We start from the raw sequence: 19,090 nt of genomic DNA on the forward strand, positions 1-19,090 counted from the left end.
AAGTATGAAACAAGACGTTTTTGGACAGATGAACACTCTGACCCACCCGGCGGCCGTCGAGGCATGGGACGGTGTTCTGCTTGGGTTCATGGCGCATGCGGCGATTACCCCCCAGCATTTGGGCAAGGTATTGGAGCTCGAGCCCGACTTCGCTTTGGGCCACGCGGTCAAGGGCCTGTTCATGGTTCTTCTGGGCCGGCGCGAGATGCTACCCGTAGCCGTCGACGCGCTGAGCGCCGCCAATGAAGCGATGAAACGCCAGCCCATCTCGAAGCGAGAGCAGCTATTTGTTGAGGCCCTGTCCCTCTATCTGGCGGACCTGCCCTCGCAAGCCGTGCAGAAATTCGAAGAGGTGCTGCGCGCCCATCCGACGGATTCGCTGGCGATGAAGCTCAGCCATGCGACCCGGTTTGTGCTTGGCGATGCAGAGGGCATGCGGCGTTCGATCGAACGCGTCATGCCTGCCTATGAGCCGGATCATGCGGGCCGTGGCTATCTACTGGGCTGTCATTCCTTCGCGTTGGAAGAGACCGGATCCTACCAAAAGGCCGAGATTGCCGGTCGTCAGGCACTGTGGATGGTGTCCGACGATGCCTGGGGTCTGCACGCGGTCGCACATGTTCACGAGATGACGGGCAATGCTCAGCTTGGCCTGGATTGGCTGGCGGGGCGTGAGGACGCCTGGGCCCATTGCAACAACTTCCGCTATCACGTTTGGTGGCACAAGGCGCTGATGCATCTGGATCTGGGTCAGGTCGATCAGGTCATTGACCTCTATGATCAGCATATCCGCAAGGACAAGACGGACGATTATCGCGATATCTCGAACGCAACCTCGCTGCTGTCCCGGATGGAGCTTGAAGGCATTGATGTCGGCGACCGCTGGGAGGAGCTGGCCGATCTCAGCGCCGCCCGGACCGAAGATGGCTGCCTGATTTTCGCCGACCTGCATTATCTGCTGGCTCTGACCGGCGACAACCGCTCGGACGCGACGGGCAAGATGCTGCAGCGCATCCAGAAAGACGCGCAGCGCAATCAAGGCGACACACCGATCCGCATGTCTGACCCTGGCATTGCTGCTGCAAAAGGGCTTGAGGCCTTTGGTGATGGTCTGTACGGCGCGGCGTTTGATTTCCTGTCGACCGCCCGCTCGGGCATGCAGTTGGCCGGTGGCAGTCACGCCCAACGTGATGTATTCGAGCGCATCACAATTGATTCCGGCCTGCGCGCCGGGCGCCTGGATGCGGTCGAGCGTATTCTGGATGACCGCCGCGCCAAACGCGCCGGAGGCGAGGACAATTACGCACTCGCGCGCCGCGCCCTGATCAGCGCGGCCCGCGACAACGGCGACGCACAAAGCGTTCCGGCTGAATAACAAAAAGACCAAGAAGGACAGAAAACGTATGGCGACTGTTTCGCCCGCTTCTGATTTTGCGCCTGTTGCGGCCTCGGCCGCAGCGCCCACTGCCCGTGTGCGCGATCCGCGACTGGATTTCTATCGCGGCATCGCGATGTTCATCATTCTGATCGCCCATATCCCGAACGATCCTTGGGCCAAATGGATCCCGGCCCGTTTCGGGTTTTCGGACGCGACCGAGATCTTTGTGTTCTGCTCGGGCATGGCCTCGGCCATCGCCTTTGGCGGCGCCTTCCTGCGCAAAGGCTGGTGGATGGGGACGGCCCGCGTGGCGTTCCGCATCTGGCAGGTCTACTGGGCGCATATCTGTCTGTTCTTCTTTGTCGCCATGAGCATGGCCGCTCTGGACAATTCCGGCCTGTTTGACAAAAGCTATGTCTCGTCCCTGAACCTGCAGCATTTCTTCAATGACCCGCTGCCGCAAATGGTCGGAATTTTCACTCTGACCTATGTGCCCAACTACTTCGACATCCTGCCGATGTATCTGGTCGTTCTGGCGATGATGCCGCTCTACATGGCCCTTTACCGGGTCAGCTTTTGGCTGATGGCGGCTGTGTCGGTCGCGATCTGGCTTGTCGCTCAGACCGGAGTGCTGGCCCTTCCGGCTGAGCCGTGGTCGGACCGCCAATGGTTCTTCAACCCATTCGGTTGGCAGCTGCTGTTTTTCACCGGGTTCGCCTTTATGCGCGGCTGGATTCCAGCTCCTCCGGTATCAAAAACGCTGATCTGGGCGGCCATTGCCTTTCTGGTTCTGTCCGCGCCCTTTGGGTCGTGGAAGGTTTTCCTGTGGGTTAAATCCGCGGCCCCCGGCCTGGCCGAACAAATCCGCGAACTTTGGCCTGTGACCAAAGAACTGCGCGGCAAGACCGAGTTCGGCCTGTTCCGCTACATCCACTTCCTGTCGCTGGCCTATCTGGGCTGGGTCGTTGCAGGTGAGCATGGTCACCGTCTGATCGCCACCGGGCACTCTCTGGGCGCGCGCATCTGGCAGGTGGTTCTGAAACTGATCACCAAAGTCGGGCAGCAATCGCTGGCGGTCTTTGTCTTCTCGATGGCCGCAGCGCGCCTGATCGGGGTCGCGCTGGATCAGACCGAGCGGGATGTTGCCAGTGTCTTTGTCGCCAACATGATTGGCTTTGCCATGATCATCGGGGTGGCCTATCTGGCCGCCTGGTTCAAATCTCAGCCATGGAAATCAAAGAAATGAATCTGACTCGCCGCGCATTTCTGGCCTCAACCTCTGCGCTGTTTCTGGCGCCGGCCACCTTTGCCTCGGGGTCAGAGGTTCCGTTCGACCGCAACGACGTGGTCGAACTGGCCCGAGAACTGGCCAGCCGCCCCTTTGCCGAGCGCGAGATGGTGCCGCAGGAATGGCAAGACCTAACCTACACGCAATACCGCTCGATCCGGTTCCGGCTGGACCGCGCCCTTTGGTACGAGACCGAGACCCCCTTCAACGTCGATTTCTTCACCCCCGGCCTGTATTTCCCGCGCACAGTCAAGGTCTCGACTGTCGAGAACGGGATGGCCAAGCCGGTCGCTTTCGACCTTGAGATGTTCGACAAGGCCGAAGAGGTCCCGACCCTTCCAATCGACGAAACGCTTGGGTTCTCGGGCCTGCGCCTGCGCACGGAAATGCACCGCACCGGCAAGACCGATGAATTCTGCGTTTGGCAGGGGGCCAGCTATTTCCGCGCCATTGGTCTGCACGAAGTCTACGGCCTGTCTGCCCGCGGCCTAGCCCTGAAAACCGGCGACCCGGATGGCGAGGAATTCCCCGAATTCATCCGCTTCTGGCTGGAACGTCCCGAACCCGGTCAGCGCAATATGGTTGTTCACGCCCTGATGGACAGCCCTAGCGTGACCGGTGCATACCGCTTTAACGTCACCGCTGGCGCCGATTGCATCATGGATATTGAGGCCACCCTCTTCCCCCGCGAAGAACTGCCGCATGTGGGTATCGCGCCCGGCACCTCGATGTTCCTGTTCGATCAGACCAATCACAGCCGGTTCGACGATTTCCGCCCCGCTGTGCATGACAGCGACGGGCTGCTGATCCGCAACGGCGCAGGTGAGGTGATCTGGCGTCCGCTGGCGAACCCAACCCGTTTGCAAATCTCGTCTTTCGTGGACATGAACCCTCAGGGTTTTGGCCTGATGCAGCGCAAGCGCGAATTCTCGGACTACGCGGATCTTGAGGCGAACTATCATAAGCGTCCCAGCCTGTGGGTCGAGCCCGGCTCCGATTGGGGCAAGGGCACGGTGACGCTGGTCGAGATACCCGCCGATCAGGAGATCTACGACAATATCGTCGCCTACTGGCGCCCCGCCGAGCCCTATGCCGCCGGTAGCCAGGTTGACCTGAGCTATCGCCTTGTCTGGGGCGAGGAACCTCAGCGCACGCCGATGCCACGGGTCATCAACACGGCGATGGGTGAGAACACCTTTGGCGAAGGCCGTCTGGCCGTGATCGACTTTGAGCCCAGCCCTCTGTTCGACGATCTGGAGGCAGTCAGCATTTTCGCGAATTCGCCTCATGCGGAAACCTCGGACGGTGTGTTGCAGCGCAACCCCGATACCGGCGGTGTGCGTCTGGCGTTCTCGTTCCAGCCGGGTGACCGCGACCATGTCGAGCTGCGCGCGCAATTGCTGGTCGGCAAGCAACCCGCCTCCGAAGTCTGGCTTTACCGTTGGACCGCATGAGCCGCGACCTGCATATCATGCCACCCGAGGCACCGCTGGCGATGCCCGCGCAGGATTTCCGCAGCGGTTTCCGTGATGCACAGGTCCCAGCGGGTACCCGCCCCTCAGCCGGGTTCTGGCGCGCGCTAGCGTTTTCGCCCGCAATGGCGGCAACGCTGGGATTGCTATGGGTCATGAGCGACTGGTTCGGATCCGAAGGTATCAACCTTGTCGAAGCCATCCTTCTAACGTTGATCTCGTTCAACTTCTTCTGGATCTCGTTCACGGTCTGCACCGTGCTGCTGGGCATGATCTCGCTGTCCCGGCAGGAGCGCCCGATCCGACAAGACCGCGCGCAACCACTGCGCGTTGCCCTGCTGATGCCGACCTACAATGAGGTGCCGTGGTTCGTGCTGGGCAATGCCCGCACCATGCTGGAAGAACTGCGCGCCCGGGGCGGGCAGCATGAATACGCGATGTTCATCCTCTCGGACACCCGCGACCCGGACATTGCCGCGCAAGAACAAGCCAGTATTGAGGCTTTGCGCACCACGCTGGCCCCCGACCTGAAGCTCTACTACCGCCGTCGCGAACAGAATACTGACCGGAAAGTTGGCAATATCGCCGATTGGGTCAGCCGCTGGGGTGCGGATTGGGACGCTATGCTGGTGCTGGATGCCGACAGCCTGATGACGGGCCGCGCGATTGCTCGGCTGACTGATTCTTTGGCGCGTGATCCCAGCGCAGGCTTGATTCAAAGCTACCCGCAACTCATTGGCGCACAGTCCGTCTTTGCCCGGATGCAGCAATTCGCCAATGGCGTCTACGGCATCGCCTTTGCCGAAGGTCTGGCCCGCTGGTGTGGGCAAGAGGGCAACTATTGGGGCCACAACGCCATAATCCGCACCAAGGCTTTTGCTACCTGTGCCGGGCTGCCCAAGCTTCGCGCCTTCAACGGGCAGGAAAAGCTGATCATGAGCCACGACTTTGTCGAGGCCGGTCTGCTGCGCCGTGCCGGGTGGGCCGTGCGGTTTCTGCCGCGCATTCGGGGTTCATACGAGGAAACGCCCCCCACCCTTATCGACCACGCCATGCGGGACCGCCGCTGGTGTCAGGGGAACCTGCAACATCTGAAACTGCTGGGCTCGCGCGGGTTTCGGTCCGTCTCGCGGTTTCACATGTTCCACGGGGCGGTCGGCTATTTGATGTCGCCTCTGTGGTTTGCGCTGTTGCTGATGTGGGCGTTGATTGGTCAGGGTGAGGACGCCTCGGTCCTGCATTATTTCAGCCCCGACAACCCCCTGTTCCCACAATGGCCGGAGATGTCTGAGACGCGCCATGTGCTGATCATTCTCGTCATGTATGCGATGCTGCTGGCCCCCAAGGTTCTGGGCGTTGCCGCCCTACCCCTCAGCGGTGTGCGCTATTCCGATTTCGGCGGCTGGCGGCGGTTCTTCACCTCGTTCCTTTTCGAGGTCATCCTGTCGATCCTCTACGCACCAATTCTGATGGTGCAGCAGATGATCGCCGTGTTCCGCACCGCATTGGGCATCCAGAAAGGCTGGTCTCCGCAGGCGCGTGACGGAGGTAGCTATTCCTTGCGTACGCTGGTCCTGTGCCACGCGCTGGAAACCGTCAGTGGCATAGCACTTAGCGTTGGTATTCTGGCCGGGCTGGTCTCGGTCTGGCTGGCCCCAATTGCGATCAGCCTTGCGTTGGCGATCCCGCTGTCGGCGCTCAGCGGTGTGTCGGCTGGTACCGCCCGCCGTATGGTCGGCATGCGTGAGGATTTTGCTGAGCCCGCCATCACCCGTTCGGCCCGTCGTCATCGGAATGAGTTGAAGCGCCTGATCGAGGGCAAGGGCAGCATGACCCCGGCGGAATAATCAACCGCCGGGCAATCCTTCGTACCAATCCAGGATCATATCCGCCCACCCGGTGGGCACCGTATGACCGCCGGGGAACAGCGCGAATTCCAGCGCGCTGCCCTCGGCACATCCCATCCAGTTGCGCCGCATGAACTGGCCCGTGGTCGAGAACCCGCTGGGCTTGGTATCAACACAGCCATTAGCCTCGCGCCAGATCTCAAGACCGGCAAAGATATCGCCTTGATGGAAACGGCCACCGCCCAGCAAACGCCCCTCGAGCGGAACGACATTGTCGATCCAGCCATGGGTGTGAAACATGCGGATCGGTCCGGCGCAGGATTCGGGATGCGGACGCCAGAAGCCACCCGAGACGGGGACATAGGCCGAGAAGGTCTCGGGCGCGTCGCAGGCGAGGTAATTCACCATGAAGCCGCCGGCGGAAAACCCTCCTAGAACAACGCGTTCACCGTCAATGCCAAACCGCTCAGCGGCGTCATCCACCGCTTCGCTGAGAAAGGCCGTTTCGTCACGCTCGCCAAAGCCGGGATAGAAGTTCCAGCTTTGAATGCCGCCTCGGTCCGGCCGCTCCAACCCCTCCGGCGCCATCACCGCATAGCCGCGCGCCAGCAGAGGCTCGACCATGCTGCGATTGTTCATCGTTCCTGAGCCGCTGCCTCCGTAGCCATGCAGAAACACGACCAGTGGCGGGTTTTCGGCTTCGGGCAGCTCGATGTGATACGCACCCGAGGCGATCTCGCAGGTACCTTCATCCGGGCCACAATCGGCCAAGGTTGGTTGCGCCGCTGCGGCCAGACAGAAAGATAGCCAGTATTTGTATTTCATCACGCTCCCTCGACAAAGGTCTCAACCGGCAGACCGGCCCGCACCCATCCTGGTCCGGCGGCCGAGCCCAACATACCCTCAGGCACGTCAATGATATTGGTAAACCCGGCTGCGGTCAGTTGATTGCTCAACCGTGCCGAACGGACCCCACGCGCGCAGATCAGAGCCACAGGGGCGGACTTGTCACCGCCAGCCATTTGCACAAGGGCCGGAATAAAATCCTCGCGCCGCATGTCCAGAGGCTGCGCCCCCTGTCCGACGCCTGTGGCCCTCCATTCCCGAGGTGTGCGGATATCCACCAGCAACACGTCCCCAGCGACGGCCTTCTTATGCGCCTGCGTTACCTCCAGCTGGCCACCCGAGTAATCCTGCGGGATCAGGCTGTACTCACGAATGGCAAATCCTGCGGCAATTGCGCCTGCCCCGCCCATCAAAACCCACCGTCGCGTTCGGCTTTTCCCGTCTGCCATATGGCGTTCTCCTGCACTCATGGCTTGGTTCTATCACAAGGGTTGCAATCGCGCCCCGGGGAATTCCGGCAGCAGGATCAAGTTCGCGTCATTATCACGCAGAAAGATAGGTTCGATATACACCTTTTAACATCTGTCAAAACCTTGCAATTTTTGGACAATCATTAAATTATCCTACAAAATCTGTCATATTGACCGCCCAGACCGGAGTATCGCACTTGTCCCTATTCCTCATCGCGGCCCTTCCCTTCCTCGGAGCTGTTTTCCCAGCCCTCCTGATACGGGCGGGACGAAATGCAGCCGCCTCGGCCGCAGGGTTGACCACTTTCCTCGCCTTGATGGGGTTGCTGATCCATATCCCCAGCGTGATGCGCGGCGATGTCGTGACAGCGCGGTTTGACTGGATACCGGGGCTGGGGCTGAACGCGAATTTCATGCTGGACGGGCTTGGTTTTCTGTTTGCCCTGCTGATCCTCGGCATCGGCCTGCTGATCATCCTGTATGCGCGGTTCTACCTGTCGCGCGAAGACCCGATGGGGCAGTTCTACACTTATCTGCTGCTGTTCCAGGGCGCTATGGTTGGGATTGTTCTGTCCGATAACATCCTGCTTTTGCTCATTTTCTGGGAGCTGACCTCACTCAGTTCATTCCTGCTGATCGGCTATTGGAAACACCTACCCGAAGGCCGACAAGGCGCCCGCATGGCACTGGCCGTTACCGGAGGCGGTGGCTTGGCGATGATTGCCGGGATGCTGATTTTGGGGAATATCGTCGGGTCCTATGACCTCAGCGTGATTTTGCAGAACAAAGAGCTGATCCAGGCCTCGCCCTACTATCTGCCCGCGCTGATCCTGATCCTGTTGGGCTGTTTTACCAAATCAGCACAGTTCCCATTCCATTTCTGGCTGCCTCACGCGATGGCTGCCCCGACGCCGGTTTCCGCCTATCTGCACTCGGCCACCATGGTGAAGGCCGGGTTGTTCTTGATGGCGCGGATGTGGCCGGTTCTGGCGGGGACGGAGGCGTGGTTCTATATCGTCGCAACAACCGGTTTGGTGACCATGCTGCTGGGCGCGGTGATCGCGCTGTTCAAGGACGATCTGAAGGCGCTGCTGGCGTTCTCAACCGTGTCACATCTGGGCCTGATCACCATGCTGCTGGGCTTTGGCACCAAGTTTGCAGCCGTGGCCGCGGTGTTCCACATCATCAACCACGCGACGTTCAAAGCCGCGCTGTTCATGACCGCCGGGATCGTGGATCACGAAACCGGAACGCGCGATGTCAAACGGCTGGGCGGCTTGCGTCGTCTGATGCCGATCACCTTCACCATCGGCACCATCGCAGCTTTGTCCATGGCTGGTCTGCCTCCGCTGAACGGTTTTTTGTCAAAAGAGATGATGCTGGAGGAGACCGTCCACACCACATGGCTGAACTCTCACTATCTGGTGCCGGGTCTGGCCCTGCTGGCAGCGCTGTTCTCGGCGGCCTACTCCTTCCGCTTTGTCAGCCATGTCTTCCTTGGACCAAAGCGCGAGGATTACCCGGCCCATCCGCATGACCCTCCGGTCGGGCTTTGGCTGGCACCCGCCTTCATGGTCGTTCTGGTCGTGCTGATCGGCCTTTATTCAGCGGCCATCGTCGGCCCGCTGGTGGCCGTCGTATCCAGCGCCGTGATCGGTGGCGAGAAGCTGCCCTATTATTCGCTGAAACTGTGGCACGGCTTTACCCCTGCGCTGTATATGTCCGTTGTCGCGACGTTGGGCGGTCTGTTCCTGATGTCGCAACACAAACGCGCGCAGCAGCTTTGGAACACCCTGCCCCGGCCTGAGGCCAAAGTGATCTTTGAGGCCATTATCAATGCGTTTACGCGGCTCAGCCAATGGATCACAGATGAGCTGCACAATGGTGTCCTCAGCCGGTATGCGATCATCTTTGTCGCCTTTACCGTCGGCCTTGGCTACTACGCCTATTCCACCGGGACGATCGGAGTTGAAACCCGCGTGCCGCTGCCTGCGCAGATCATACCGATCGTTGGCTGGATCTGTCTGGTGGGCGCAACGCTGGGCATCATGTGGTTCCACCGTAACCGCCTGTTGTCGCTGGTTCTGATTGGTGTTGTCGGGCTGATCGTTTCGGTTGCGTTCAACTACCTCTCGGCTCCGGATCTGGCACTGACGCAGATCTCAGTCGAGGTGGTGACGATGATCCTGTTGCTGCTGTCGCTGAATTTCCTGCCGACCGAGACCCCATGGGACAGTACCGCCGCGCGGCGTTGGCGGGATGCCGCGATCTCGGTCGTGGCCGGGCTTGGAACCGGGGCGCTGGTCTATGCGATTATGCTGCGCGATTTCGCCTTTCCGACCATTTCCGAGTTCCACCTCGCCAACTCGTACAAGGGCGGCGGCGGCACCAACGTGGTGAACGTCATCCTCGTGGATTTCAGGGGCTTTGATACCTTTGGCGAGATCATCGTTCTGGGCATCGCGGCGCTGATCATCTTTGCCCTGACCGAAGCGGTCCTGAGCAGCAATGTCCGGGGCTACCTGCTGAATCGCAAGCCGCATTGGCCGCAATCGGGCGACTCCCATCCGTTGATGATGGTGGTCGTGACCCGCGTGATGATGCCAATTGCCCTGATGGTGGGTGCCTACATCTTCTTCCGTGGCCACAACCAGCCCGGAGGCGGCTTTATCGCCGGCCTGATCGTCGCCATCGCCTATCTGATGCAGTACATGGCCAGCGGCTACACCTGGGCGATCGAACGGCAAAGGTTCTACTATCACGGCACCATCGGCTGGGGTGTGCTGATCGCCGCCGCTACCGGTCTCGGCGCCTGGTTCAATGAACGCCCCTTCCTCACCAGCGACTTCGGCTACATCAACTGGCCACCGCTGGAAGAGTTCGAATGGGCCACCGCAATGTTGTTCGACACCGGTGTCTTCCTCGCGGTTCTGGGCGCGGTGATGCTGGCGCTGGATAGCCTGTCCCGCTTTGCATGGCAGCCGGGCATGGCACAGGAGTTCCCGATGGATATCAACCCGCTGCGGGACGCTCCGCCGGAAGAAGAACAAGAGAAGGAGCAGGCCTGATGGAAGCGCTCGTTGCCTCTGCCGTAGGTATTCTGACCGCCGCCGGGATTTTCCTGATCCTGCGTCGCCGAACATTCCCGGTCATTCTTGGCCTGTCGCTGATCACCTATGCGGTGAACGTATTCCTGTTCGCAACCGGACGTCTGGCGCTGAATTCGCCTGCCGTTCTGAACAAATACGAAGACGTCCCTTATACCGATCCGCTGCCGCAGGCGCTGGTGCTGACGGCCATCGTGATCTCGTTTGGGATGACGGCGGTGATCGTGATGATCTCGCTCTCGGCCTATCTGTCCTCGAAGGACGACCATATCGATATGAGCCCGCATGACAGCGTGGACGCGCCGGGAGAAGACGCATGAACCATTGGATCGTTGCGCCGATCGTTCTTCCTGCGATCCTGGCCCCATTCATCATCATGGTCCTGCGCTATCACCTCGACCTGCAGCGCATTTTCTCGGTCGCGGGGGTTGTTGCCCTGCTGGGCATTGCCCTGACCATCACCGCGCAGGCGGCGGGAGGCGACATTCAGGTCTATGAACTGGGCAACTGGCCCGCCCCCTTCGGGATTGTCATGGTGCTGGACCGGCTGTCAGCTATGATGGTTCTGCTAACTGCCCTGCTGGCCCTGCCCATTGTGCTCTACGCCATCGGCTCGGGCTGGGACGAACGAGGCAAGCATTTCCACGCCCTGTTCCATTTCCAGCTTATGGGCGTGTGCGGGGCCTTCCTGACCGGAGACGCCTTCAACCTGTTCGTGTTCTTCGAGGTCCTGCTGATCGCTTCCTACGGTCTGATGACCCATGGTGGCGGTGCGGTCAGGCTGAAGGCCGGCGTGCAATACGTGGCCTATAACCTTCTGGGGTCGACCCTGTTTCTGTTTGCCCTGGGTACACTCTATGGTGTGACTGGCACTCTCAACATGGCCGATATCGCTCTGCGCGTTGCCGAGATACCGCCTGAGGATACCGCGCTGCTGCGGGTTGGCGCCGTGTTGCTGTTGTTGGTGTTCTGTATCAAGGCCGCCGTTCTGCCGTTGCATTTCTGGCTACCGGCCAGCTACGCCAACGCTCCCCTACCCGTGGCGGCCTTGTTCGCGATCATGACCAAGGTTGGGGCGTATTCGATCATCCGGATGTACACTCTGGCCTTCGGACCCGAAGTTGAAGCGACGCAAGGTCTGGTCGGCAATTGGCTGCAACCTGCTGCGCTGGTTACCCTTGCCGTCGGGGCCATCGGCATCCTCGGCTCGCAACATATCGCGCGAATGGTCGCCTTTTGTGCTATCGCCTCGATGGGTACGCTGCTGATTGCCATTTCGCTGTTCACGCCGGATGCCAGTGCAGCCGCGCTGTACTACGTGTTCCACTCGACGCTTGCGACGGCCCTGTTGTTCCTTGTCGCCGATCTGGTGATGGAACGCCGAGGAGGCGCCATCGCGCCCACGAAGCCAATGGCGCAGACTGGATTGATCTCAGCGCTGTTCTTCGTCGGTGCGATTGCCATGGCCGGGATGCCTCCGCTGTCCGGCTTTATCGGCAAGCTGCTGGTTCTGGATGCGGCCCGGGATGCACCTGACGCGACCTCGGTCTGGGCGGTCATCCTGATCGGATCCTTTGTCACTATCGTTGGTCTGGCACGGGCCGGCACGTTGATCTTTTGGAAAAGCCACGACGCGGACCATAACCCTAAGCCCGAAGAGGAAGACGCCGAGCCTCAACCCGCTCCTGAACCGCACCCAGGACTGGCATTTACAGCGGTCTTCGGTCTGGTCGGCGGTCTGATCCTGCTGACCTTGTTTGCAGGCCCCGCGCTCGAATACACCAGCAAAACCGCCGAGCAACTGTTCACACCCGAAGACTACATCTCGGCCGTATTGGGAGAGGCAGAATGATCAAGCTGCTACACCGCATATTCCCACACCCTCACCTGAGCTTTCTGCTGACTCTGGTCTGGGTTCTCCTTGCCAATAACGGGTCGTTAAACTCGCTCGTTTTTGGTTTGATTCTCGGGATCATCATTCCCTTCATCACCCAACCCTATTGGCCAGATCGCCCCAAACTGCGCAACTGGCCCATGGTAGCGGAATACATCCTGGTGGTGCTCTGGGACATCGTTATCGCAAATATCACCGTCGCCCGGATCATCCTGTTCAAACGCGACGACGCTCGCCAACCAAACTGGATCTGCGTCCCGCTTGAACTGCGCACACCCGAGGCAATCACCGTACTGGCCGGGACAATCACCATGACGCCCGGAACGGTCAGCTGTGATCTGTCGGCGCAAGGGCACAACCTTCTGGTCCATTGCCTCGATGCACCTGACCCCGAGGCCGTGCGCGATCAGATCAAACAGCGCTACGAACGCCGCCTGAAGGAGATTTTCGAATGATTGATTATGCGATCTACTTCGCCTTCGCCTGCTTCGGAGCCGCAATCATGATGTGCCTGTGGCGGATCATCACCGCCGATGGTGTCGGCACCCGCGTTCTGGCGCTGGACACGATGGTGATCAACACCATCGCGCTGATGATCCTGTACGGGCTGGATCAAGGCACCGAGATCTTCTTCGAGGCTGCCATGATCATCGCCATGCTGGGTTTTGTTTCAACAGTGGCCTATGCGCGCTTCATGCTGCGCGGCAACATTATCGAGTGAGGGCGACATGACATTTCTCGTCGAATTGCTGATTGCCGCCTTCCTGATCATGTCGGGTATCTTCGGCTTCGTTGGATCGTTTGGGATGATCAAACTGAAAGACCCGATGTCGCGCCTGCACGCGCCGACCAAAGCGACAACGCTGGGTGTAGGCGGCGTGCTGCTGGCCTCGATTGCACATTCCGTGTTGCTTGAGGGCAAGCTATCGATGCATGAGCTGCTGATCACGCTGTTTTTGTTCCTGACGGCCCCGATCACGGCCCTGTTCATTGCCAAATGGCACATTCATCGTCATGAAAAGCCGCAGGATCTGCCGGATGCAGGTGAGGATGAGCTTTGGGCCACTCACGCGGTCGAGCAGGTTGAAGACGTCCCTGATCACAGCACGAACTGAGCCTGATGCATAACCCTCCGCTGCCCCTGACCCGTGATCTGGTTTTGATTGGCGGAGGTCACACCCACGCTTTGTTGCTGCGCAAATGGGGCATGAACCCTCTGCCCGGCGCGCGCGTAACGGTGATCAACCCCGGCCCGACTGCGCCCTATTCTGGGATGCTGCCCGGCTTTGTCGCCGGTCACTACTCCCGCTCTGATCTGGACATTGATTTGGTCCGTCTGGCCCGTTTCGCGGGCGCGCGGGTCATTCTGGGCGCGGTTGATGAGATCGACACCGACCAGCGCCATGTGCATGTGCCGGGACGGCCTCCGGTGGCATTCGATGTCGCCTCGGTCAACGTCGGGATCACCTCGGACATGCCCGCCCTGCCAGGTTTTGCAGACCATGCCGTTCCGGCCAAACCCTTGGGCGTCTTTGCCGCGCGTTGGTCTGCATATCTGGACAGCACCGGCCCAGCCTCGGTGGCCGTGATAGGCGGAGGCGTCGCTGGGGTCGAGCTGGCGATGGCCATGGCCCATGCGCTGAAAACCAAAGGCAGACCCGCGCGGATCACGCTGATCGACGATTCCTCGGCCCTGACAGCAACCAGCCCCAAGGCCGCGGCGACGATCCGCAAGGCTATGGCCGGTCTTGGCATCGACGTGCTCGAAGGAGTTTCGATCAAAGAGATCGCTGCAGATCATGTTGCACTAGTCGATGGCCGCCAGATCCCTGCCGAGTTTGTGACCGGCGCTGCAGGGGCGAGACCCTATGGCTGGATCCAGCACACCGGGCTGGACCTGCACGAGGGTTTCATCCGCGTTAACGGCCAGCTGCAATCCAGCGACCCCGCCATCTTTGCCGCCGGAGACTGCGCCCACCTGACCGAGAATCCGCGCCCTAAGGCGGGCGTCTACGCGGTGCGCGAGGCGCCAGTGCTTTTCAACAATCTGCGCGCTGCGCTGGGGACCGGGACCATGCAGCGCTATGCCCCGCAGAAGGATTACCTGAAGCTTATCTCATTAGGCGGCAAGTCCGCGTTGGCCGAACGCCTTGGCACGTCCTTCAGCGGCGCTCTAATGTGGCGTTGGAAGGACCATATCGACCAAAACTTCATGAACAAGTTCCGCAATCTCCCGGCCATGGCAACCCCGGCCCTCCCGCGTGCCCACGCCGCCGGTATGACCGAAGCGCTTGGTGAGAAACCCATGTGCGGCGGCTGCGGGGCGAAACTCGGTCGCGGCGCGCTGCGCGGCGCGCTGTCCGCGCTGCCTGAGCCATCGCGTCAAGACGTGACTGCGCTGCCCGGAGACGACGCGGCGCTGCTGACAACCGGGAATGCGCGGCAGGTATTGACCACAGACCATCTGCGCAGTGTCACCGATGACCCTGTCCTGATGACCCGTATCGCTGCGGTTCATGCGTTGGGGGACATTTGGGTGATGGGGGCCGCGCCGCAGGCTGCAACGGCCACTCTCATCCTGCCGCGCATGTCCTCTGACCTGCAAGAACGGACGCTTTCCGAGATCATGCAAACCGCCAGCGACGTCATGCGAGACGCCGGAGCCGAGATCGTCGGCGGCCACAGCTCAATGGGCGATGAGATGACGATTGGCTTCACGGTGACCGGACTATGCGCGAAAGACCCAATCACTCTGGCGGGCGGCAGGCCCGGCGATGTGCTTATCCTGACCAAACCCATCGGCAGTGGCGTTATGATGGCTGCAGAAATGGCCGGACGGGCCGAGGGCGCAACGGTCGCGCAAGCCTATGAGATGATGACCCAACCGCAAGGCGCAGCGTCGCGCATTCTGGCAGAGGCCCACGCGATGACCGACGTCACAGGGTTCGGCTTGGCCGGGCACTTGAACGGGTTGTGCGAGGCTTCAGATTGCGGAGCGGTGCTTGATCTTGAGGCCGTCCCCGTGATGCCCGGAGCCATCGAGCTGAGCGACGCCGGCATCCAATCGACCCTTTTTGCAGATAACCGTTCTATCGCGCCCGAGCTGCCCATGGACGGCAAAGCGGCGCTGTTGTTCGACCCACAAACAGCGGGCGGACTGCTGGCTGCGGTAGCACCCGAGATCGCCGACAAATTGCTAGAGGATCTGCGAGCGACGGGTTACCCGGCCGCGCGGATCGGGCATTTGACCGGCACTCCGGGGTTAAAGCTTCAAAGCTGATCCAGCGTATTTTTGATGCGATCCGCCGCACCCCTCAAGCCATTGTCATCCAACTGTGCGATATTGATCCGCACCAAAGTCTTGGCCGGGTGTTGACGCTGGGATTTGGCGTAGGCCGGATCATAGTGCTGCTCCATCAACGCACGCGTCAAAGCCTGTTTGTCGCCCGACGAGATGAGGCTCAACCACCCGTCCACGACCTCATGCCCGCGATGAGATCGCAGTGGAGACAAACGATCCCGAAGACGCTCGGTATCCGACAGGATATCGTCATAGGCCTGGGTCAGGTAAGCCGACCGGGCGGACAAAGGCGCGTCGATATGAATACGAGGCGCGGCGCACATCGCTGTCCAGACGCTGGGCGGCAGGATACGATCGCCTATTTTCGACGACTCCGCCTCGACCACCACAGGGCGAGATGGGTCTAGGGCGCAAAAGGTGGCAGACAGAGCAGATTCGAAGGCTTTCTGACTGGGCTGCCCACCTGGCCTTTCGCCAAGCAGCGAGCCGCGATGGTTGGCTAGCCTCTCCAAATCAACCACTTGCACGCCGCGTTGATCCAGATGGTGCAACAACTCAGTCTTGGCGGTGCCAGTGTAGCCATCCAGCGCGATCAGTTGGAAGGGCAGCGGCTGGTCGTACAGGTAGGCCTTCACTAGCCGGCGATAGGTCCGATAACCTCCATCGACGACATCCGCCTGCCAGCCAATCTGCTGCAACGTCCATGTAAACGAGCCCGAGCGTTGCCCGCCGCGCCAGCAATAAACCAAGGGCCGCCAGTTCCCCTCATGATGGCTGAGGCGATGTTCGATATGGTTCGCTGCATTGCGAAACACCAGCGCCGCCCCTAGCTTTCGCGCCAGAAAAGGGCTTTTCTGTTTGTAAATCGTGCCGACCCGCGCGCGCTCTTCATTGTCCAGAACCGGCAGATTGATCGCCCCCGGCAGGTGGTCTTCGGCGAACTCTGCCGGGCTGCGGACGTCGATAACTGTATCGAACCCGTGCGCGTAGAGCTGCGGTAATTCTGTGAATTTCAGTGCCATACCAAGCGCACATCTCTTAGTCGCAAGTAAATGGAACGCATCTGCAGCTAGTCCTCGATGACTTCAATCAGGTCCGGGCCAGACGCCCGATTGGAGTTAACGGCGGGGTCGACACGATGAAACTCCAGCACATCTTCAGCGCCGGGTTGCATCAAACGCGCGGCACCTTTGCCTGCTTCTCCCAACCAAAGCGGCCAATCGTCGGATTCTAAGATTAATGGCATCCGATGGTGAATGGTCGACAGGTTCTGGTTCGCCTGGGTCGTCACGATGGCACAGGTGGATTGCCGTGCCTCTTCCGGCCCCCAATCCTGCCAAACTCCCGCAAAGGCGATGGGCGCACCGTCCTTGCGGTGGATGTACCACGGCAGGCGCGTGCCCTGCTGGGTCTTGGTCCATTCATAGAACCCTGTTGCCACGATCAGGCAGCGCCGCGATCGGCAGGCGTCGCGAAAAGCGGGTTTTTCAGCCAGTGTCTCGGCTCGTGCGTTGATCAACAAGGGGCCTGCATTTTCGGCCTTGTACCAATGGGGCAGAAAGCCCCAGCGCAGCGCATCCAAGCGACGGCCAGCATCTCCTGCACGAACGACGTGCACCTGATTGGTCGGGCAAACGTTATAGTTGGGCACGTCGGGCAAGGCATTGGCAGGGCGCGCGGCAAACAGCTGCGCCATCGCGTCATTGGGCAAAGTGATTGCAAACCGTCCGCACATCAGTCCGTTGTCCAATCCCGGATCATCGCGGGATGCGATTTCAGCCAAAAGAAAAAGCCGCACCCAAACGGGCACGGCTTTTCAGGTCTTACTTCTGCTTGATGCGACCATCCAGATAAGGCTGGTACGGCGCGTTTTCGGCCAGGTATTCCGCCGTCACATCCGCCAGATCCGGGCCGAAATCATAGGCATTCTTGTCGTCGCCTTCGAAGACGCTGTAGCCGTCACCGCCATTGCGCACGTAGTTATTGGTCACCACCAGATACATGGCCGAGGGATCAATCGGAACAAAACCGTCACCATCGGCGACCATCACCTCGGTGATGCGCCCTTCATTCGGGGCGGCTGAGGGGTCCCATGTAAAGGTCAGGCCTGCCACCTGCGGGAACCGGCCTTTGACCTCTTCAACCTGGCTCACGCCATTTTCCAGCGCGTCGATCACGCCCTGCCCGGTGATCTCAAAGGTCGACAGGGTGTTCTGGAACGGCAGGACCGTCAGCACTTCGCCCATGGTGACCTCGCCTTCGTCGATCGAGGCACGCAGACCACCCGCATTCGCAATCGCGATCTGAGCGCCCTGATCCGCAACGCGGGCCAGCATGGCATCTGCAACCAGATTGCCCATCTCGCACTCCTGCACACGGCAGACATCACGCGAGCCTTCAATTGTAGCAGCTGAACTGGCGACAACGCGGCCCTTCATCTCTTCAATCGGGGCGCCCATTTCTGCGACACGGGCCGCGATGCCCTCGTCCGGTGTGACGGAGGCATCCAACAGAATCGGCTCACCTTCTGCCGAAATCAGATTGCCGTCATCATCAAAGGTCAGGGTGATCTCGCCGAGGTATTTCGAATAGGCGTAGGCCTGAACCACCGGAACATCGCCCACCATCACCGGGTAAGCGCCAGCCGCGTCCTCATCCGTGTTGGACAGCAGAGTGTGCGAGTGTCCACCGACAACCAGATCAAGGCCGGGCACCTGTTCGGCGATCTTAATATCCTGAGCCAGACCGACGTGGTTCAGCGCGATGATGATGTCCACACCTTCGGCTTCCAAAGCGGCCACATCGGCCTTCAGGCTTTCGACCTCGTCCTGAAAAACGACGTCCTTACCCGGGCTGGACGTGTCCACCGTATCCGTGGCGAGGGCCGAGATGATGCCGATCTTCTGGCCACCCACCGCAAGCACTACGTGGTTTTGCACCTTGTCCTTCAGCTCAGCCGAAGACGACAGGTCCAGATTGCCCGAGATCACGGGAAAGCTGACCGCATCGATAAAGGCCGCGAGACCTTCGGGGCCGTCATCGAATTCGTGGTTGCCGACGGCCATCACGTCATAACCGATCGCTTCCATGAACTCGGCCTCGGCGGCACCTTTGTAGGTCGTATAGAACAACGAGCCCTGAAACGGATCGCCCGCATCCAGCAAAAGTACATTCTCATCCGCCAGTTCGGCGCGCTTGGCGTCAACGGCTGTTTTCAGACGCGCCACACCGCCAAAACACTTCCCTTCGGCTTCATCTTCAGCATCGCAAGTGGAATCGTATTTGTTGATCGACTCGATCCGGCTGTGAATGTCGTTGGTGTGCAGAATGGTCAGCTTGTAGTCGGCAGCAGCGATGCCTGCACTCAGGCCGAGGATCGCGACCGACGTCAAAAGGCGGCTTACCATGTTGAAACTCCCTGTCATTGTTTTTCGGGATCGTGCGCTGATGCGGCGGAAGAGTCAAAGGGGGAAATCCGGCTTGATTC

Annotated in this window: 16 protein-coding genes; 11 read left to right on the forward strand and 5 right to left on the reverse strand. The window is 60.3% G+C overall.

From position 1 onward, the window contains the following. Positions 1-4: 4 nt before the first annotated feature. From ACR0I8_RS03405 to mdoH, 4 genes are read left to right on the forward strand one after another with little or no spacing between them, the layout of a single operon-like run. Positions 5-1,375 carry a tetratricopeptide repeat protein gene (locus ACR0I8_RS03405; protein WP_170688946.1) on the forward strand — a complete coding sequence of 457 codons (1,371 nt, stop codon included), beginning with the start codon at positions 5-7 and terminating at the stop codon, positions 1,373-1,375. 28 nt (positions 1,376-1,403) lie between these two features. After that, a complete protein-coding gene (locus tag ACR0I8_RS03410; RefSeq protein ID WP_170688947.1) occupies positions 1,404-2,624 on the forward strand; it encodes an OpgC domain-containing protein in 1,221 nt (406 codons plus the stop codon). Continuing rightward, the gene (locus ACR0I8_RS03415; RefSeq protein WP_170688948.1) at positions 2,621-4,120 is read left to right on the forward strand and encodes a glucan biosynthesis protein G; all 1,500 of its coding nucleotides are present in this window, start codon (positions 2,621-2,623) and stop codon (positions 4,118-4,120) included. Before ACR0I8_RS03410 ends, ACR0I8_RS03415 begins: the two co-directional genes overlap by 4 nt. Continuing rightward, positions 4,117-5,985 (forward strand): glucans biosynthesis glucosyltransferase MdoH, encoded by a 1,869-nt coding sequence (mdoH, locus tag ACR0I8_RS03420; RefSeq protein WP_170688949.1) that lies wholly within the window; start codon positions 4,117-4,119, stop codon positions 5,983-5,985. The genes ACR0I8_RS03415 and mdoH overlap by 4 nt, the downstream gene beginning before the upstream one ends. On the opposite strand, the gene ACR0I8_RS03425 is transcribed toward mdoH, so the two are convergent. Beyond that, the gene (locus ACR0I8_RS03425; RefSeq protein ID WP_170688950.1) at positions 5,986-6,810 is read right to left on the reverse strand and encodes an alpha/beta fold hydrolase; all 825 of its coding nucleotides are present in this window, start codon (positions 6,808-6,810) and stop codon (positions 5,986-5,988) included. Further along, entirely contained in the window at positions 6,810-7,280 is a 471-nt protein-coding gene (locus ACR0I8_RS03430; protein ID WP_170688951.1) for a rhodanese-like domain-containing protein, read from the reverse strand. Before ACR0I8_RS03430 ends, ACR0I8_RS03425 begins: the two co-directional genes overlap by 1 nt. Before the next feature lie 218 nt (positions 7,281-7,498). Here ACR0I8_RS03430 and ACR0I8_RS03435 point away from each other — a divergent pair, with 218 nt between their 5' ends. Genes ACR0I8_RS03435 through selD form a run of 7 tightly spaced genes read left to right on the forward strand, consistent with a single transcriptional unit; the run spans position 7,499 to position 15,582 of the window. Then, a complete protein-coding gene (locus ACR0I8_RS03435; protein WP_170688952.1) occupies positions 7,499-10,369 on the forward strand; it encodes a monovalent cation/H+ antiporter subunit A in 2,871 nt (956 codons plus the stop codon). Then, positions 10,369-10,728 (forward strand): Na+/H+ antiporter subunit C, encoded by a 360-nt coding sequence (locus ACR0I8_RS03440; RefSeq protein WP_170374216.1) that lies wholly within the window; start codon positions 10,369-10,371, stop codon positions 10,726-10,728. Before ACR0I8_RS03435 ends, ACR0I8_RS03440 begins: the two co-directional genes overlap by 1 nt. Further along, entirely contained in the window at positions 10,725-12,260 is a 1,536-nt protein-coding gene (locus ACR0I8_RS03445; protein ID WP_170688953.1) for a monovalent cation/H+ antiporter subunit D, read from the forward strand. Before ACR0I8_RS03440 ends, ACR0I8_RS03445 begins: the two co-directional genes overlap by 4 nt. Beyond that, a complete protein-coding gene (locus ACR0I8_RS03450; RefSeq protein WP_170467657.1) occupies positions 12,260-12,757 on the forward strand; it encodes a Na+/H+ antiporter subunit E in 498 nt (165 codons plus the stop codon). The genes ACR0I8_RS03445 and ACR0I8_RS03450 overlap by 1 nt, the downstream gene beginning before the upstream one ends. Beyond that, complete coding sequence (locus ACR0I8_RS03455) at positions 12,754-13,023, forward strand: K+/H+ antiporter subunit F (protein ID WP_152457439.1); 270 nt, start codon at positions 12,754-12,756, stop codon at positions 13,021-13,023. The genes ACR0I8_RS03450 and ACR0I8_RS03455 overlap by 4 nt, the downstream gene beginning before the upstream one ends. Before the next feature lie 7 nt (positions 13,024-13,030). Further along, complete coding sequence (locus ACR0I8_RS03460; RefSeq protein ID WP_170374220.1) at positions 13,031-13,417, forward strand: Na+/H+ antiporter subunit G; 387 nt, start codon at positions 13,031-13,033, stop codon at positions 13,415-13,417. 5 nt (positions 13,418-13,422) lie between these two features. Continuing rightward, positions 13,423-15,582 (forward strand): selenide, water dikinase SelD, encoded by a 2,160-nt coding sequence (selD, locus tag ACR0I8_RS03465; protein WP_170688954.1) that lies wholly within the window; start codon positions 13,423-13,425, stop codon positions 15,580-15,582. On the opposite strand, the gene mnmH is transcribed toward selD, so the two are convergent. The 3 genes from mnmH to ACR0I8_RS03480 all read right to left on the reverse strand — a co-directional run bounded on the left by mnmH (position 15,573) and on the right by ACR0I8_RS03480 (position 19,010). Further along, complete coding sequence (gene mnmH / locus ACR0I8_RS03470) at positions 15,573-16,625, reverse strand: tRNA 2-selenouridine(34) synthase MnmH (protein ID WP_170688955.1); 1,053 nt, start codon at positions 16,623-16,625, stop codon at positions 15,573-15,575. The genes selD and mnmH overlap by 10 nt on opposite strands. 47 nt (positions 16,626-16,672) lie before the next feature. Beyond that, complete coding sequence (locus tag ACR0I8_RS03475; protein WP_170688996.1) at positions 16,673-17,338, reverse strand: SOS response-associated peptidase; 666 nt, start codon at positions 17,336-17,338, stop codon at positions 16,673-16,675. 88 nt (positions 17,339-17,426) lie between these two features. Then, entirely contained in the window at positions 17,427-19,010 is a 1,584-nt protein-coding gene (locus ACR0I8_RS03480; protein WP_170688956.1) for a bifunctional metallophosphatase/5'-nucleotidase, read from the reverse strand. Positions 19,011-19,090 lie beyond the last annotated feature (80 nt).

It is taken from the genome of Ruegeria sp. BG9, assembly GCF_056538305.1.

Coding starts and splice junctions, on each gene's coding strand:
- ACR0I8_RS03425 (WP_170688950.1), bottom strand. CDS start 6,810: ATGAAATACAAATACTGGCTATCTTTCTGTCTGGCCGCAGCGGCGCAA.
- ACR0I8_RS03405 (WP_170688946.1), top strand. CDS start 5: ATGAAACAAGACGTTTTTGGACAGATGAACACTCTGACCCACCCGGCG.
- ACR0I8_RS03460 (WP_170374220.1), top strand. CDS start 13,031: ATGACATTTCTCGTCGAATTGCTGATTGCCGCCTTCCTGATCATGTCG.
- mnmH (WP_170688955.1), bottom strand. CDS start 16,625: ATGGCACTGAAATTCACAGAATTACCGCAGCTCTACGCGCACGGGTTC.
- ACR0I8_RS03440 (WP_170374216.1), top strand. CDS start 10,369: ATGGAAGCGCTCGTTGCCTCTGCCGTAGGTATTCTGACCGCCGCCGGG.
- selD (WP_170688954.1), top strand. CDS start 13,423: ATGCATAACCCTCCGCTGCCCCTGACCCGTGATCTGGTTTTGATTGGC.
- ACR0I8_RS03480 (WP_170688956.1), bottom strand. CDS start 19,010: ATGGTAAGCCGCCTTTTGACGTCGGTCGCGATCCTCGGCCTGAGTGCA.
- ACR0I8_RS03415 (WP_170688948.1), top strand. CDS start 2,621: ATGAATCTGACTCGCCGCGCATTTCTGGCCTCAACCTCTGCGCTGTTT.
- ACR0I8_RS03475 (WP_170688996.1), bottom strand. CDS start 17,338: ATGTGCGGACGGTTTGCAATCACTTTGCCCAATGACGCGATGGCGCAG.
- ACR0I8_RS03430 (WP_170688951.1), bottom strand. CDS start 7,280: ATGGCAGACGGGAAAAGCCGAACGCGACGGTGGGTTTTGATGGGCGGG.
- ACR0I8_RS03455 (WP_152457439.1), top strand. CDS start 12,754: ATGATTGATTATGCGATCTACTTCGCCTTCGCCTGCTTCGGAGCCGCA.
- mdoH (WP_170688949.1), top strand. CDS start 4,117: ATGAGCCGCGACCTGCATATCATGCCACCCGAGGCACCGCTGGCGATG.
- ACR0I8_RS03410 (WP_170688947.1), top strand. CDS start 1,404: ATGGCGACTGTTTCGCCCGCTTCTGATTTTGCGCCTGTTGCGGCCTCG.
- ACR0I8_RS03445 (WP_170688953.1), top strand. CDS start 10,725: ATGAACCATTGGATCGTTGCGCCGATCGTTCTTCCTGCGATCCTGGCC.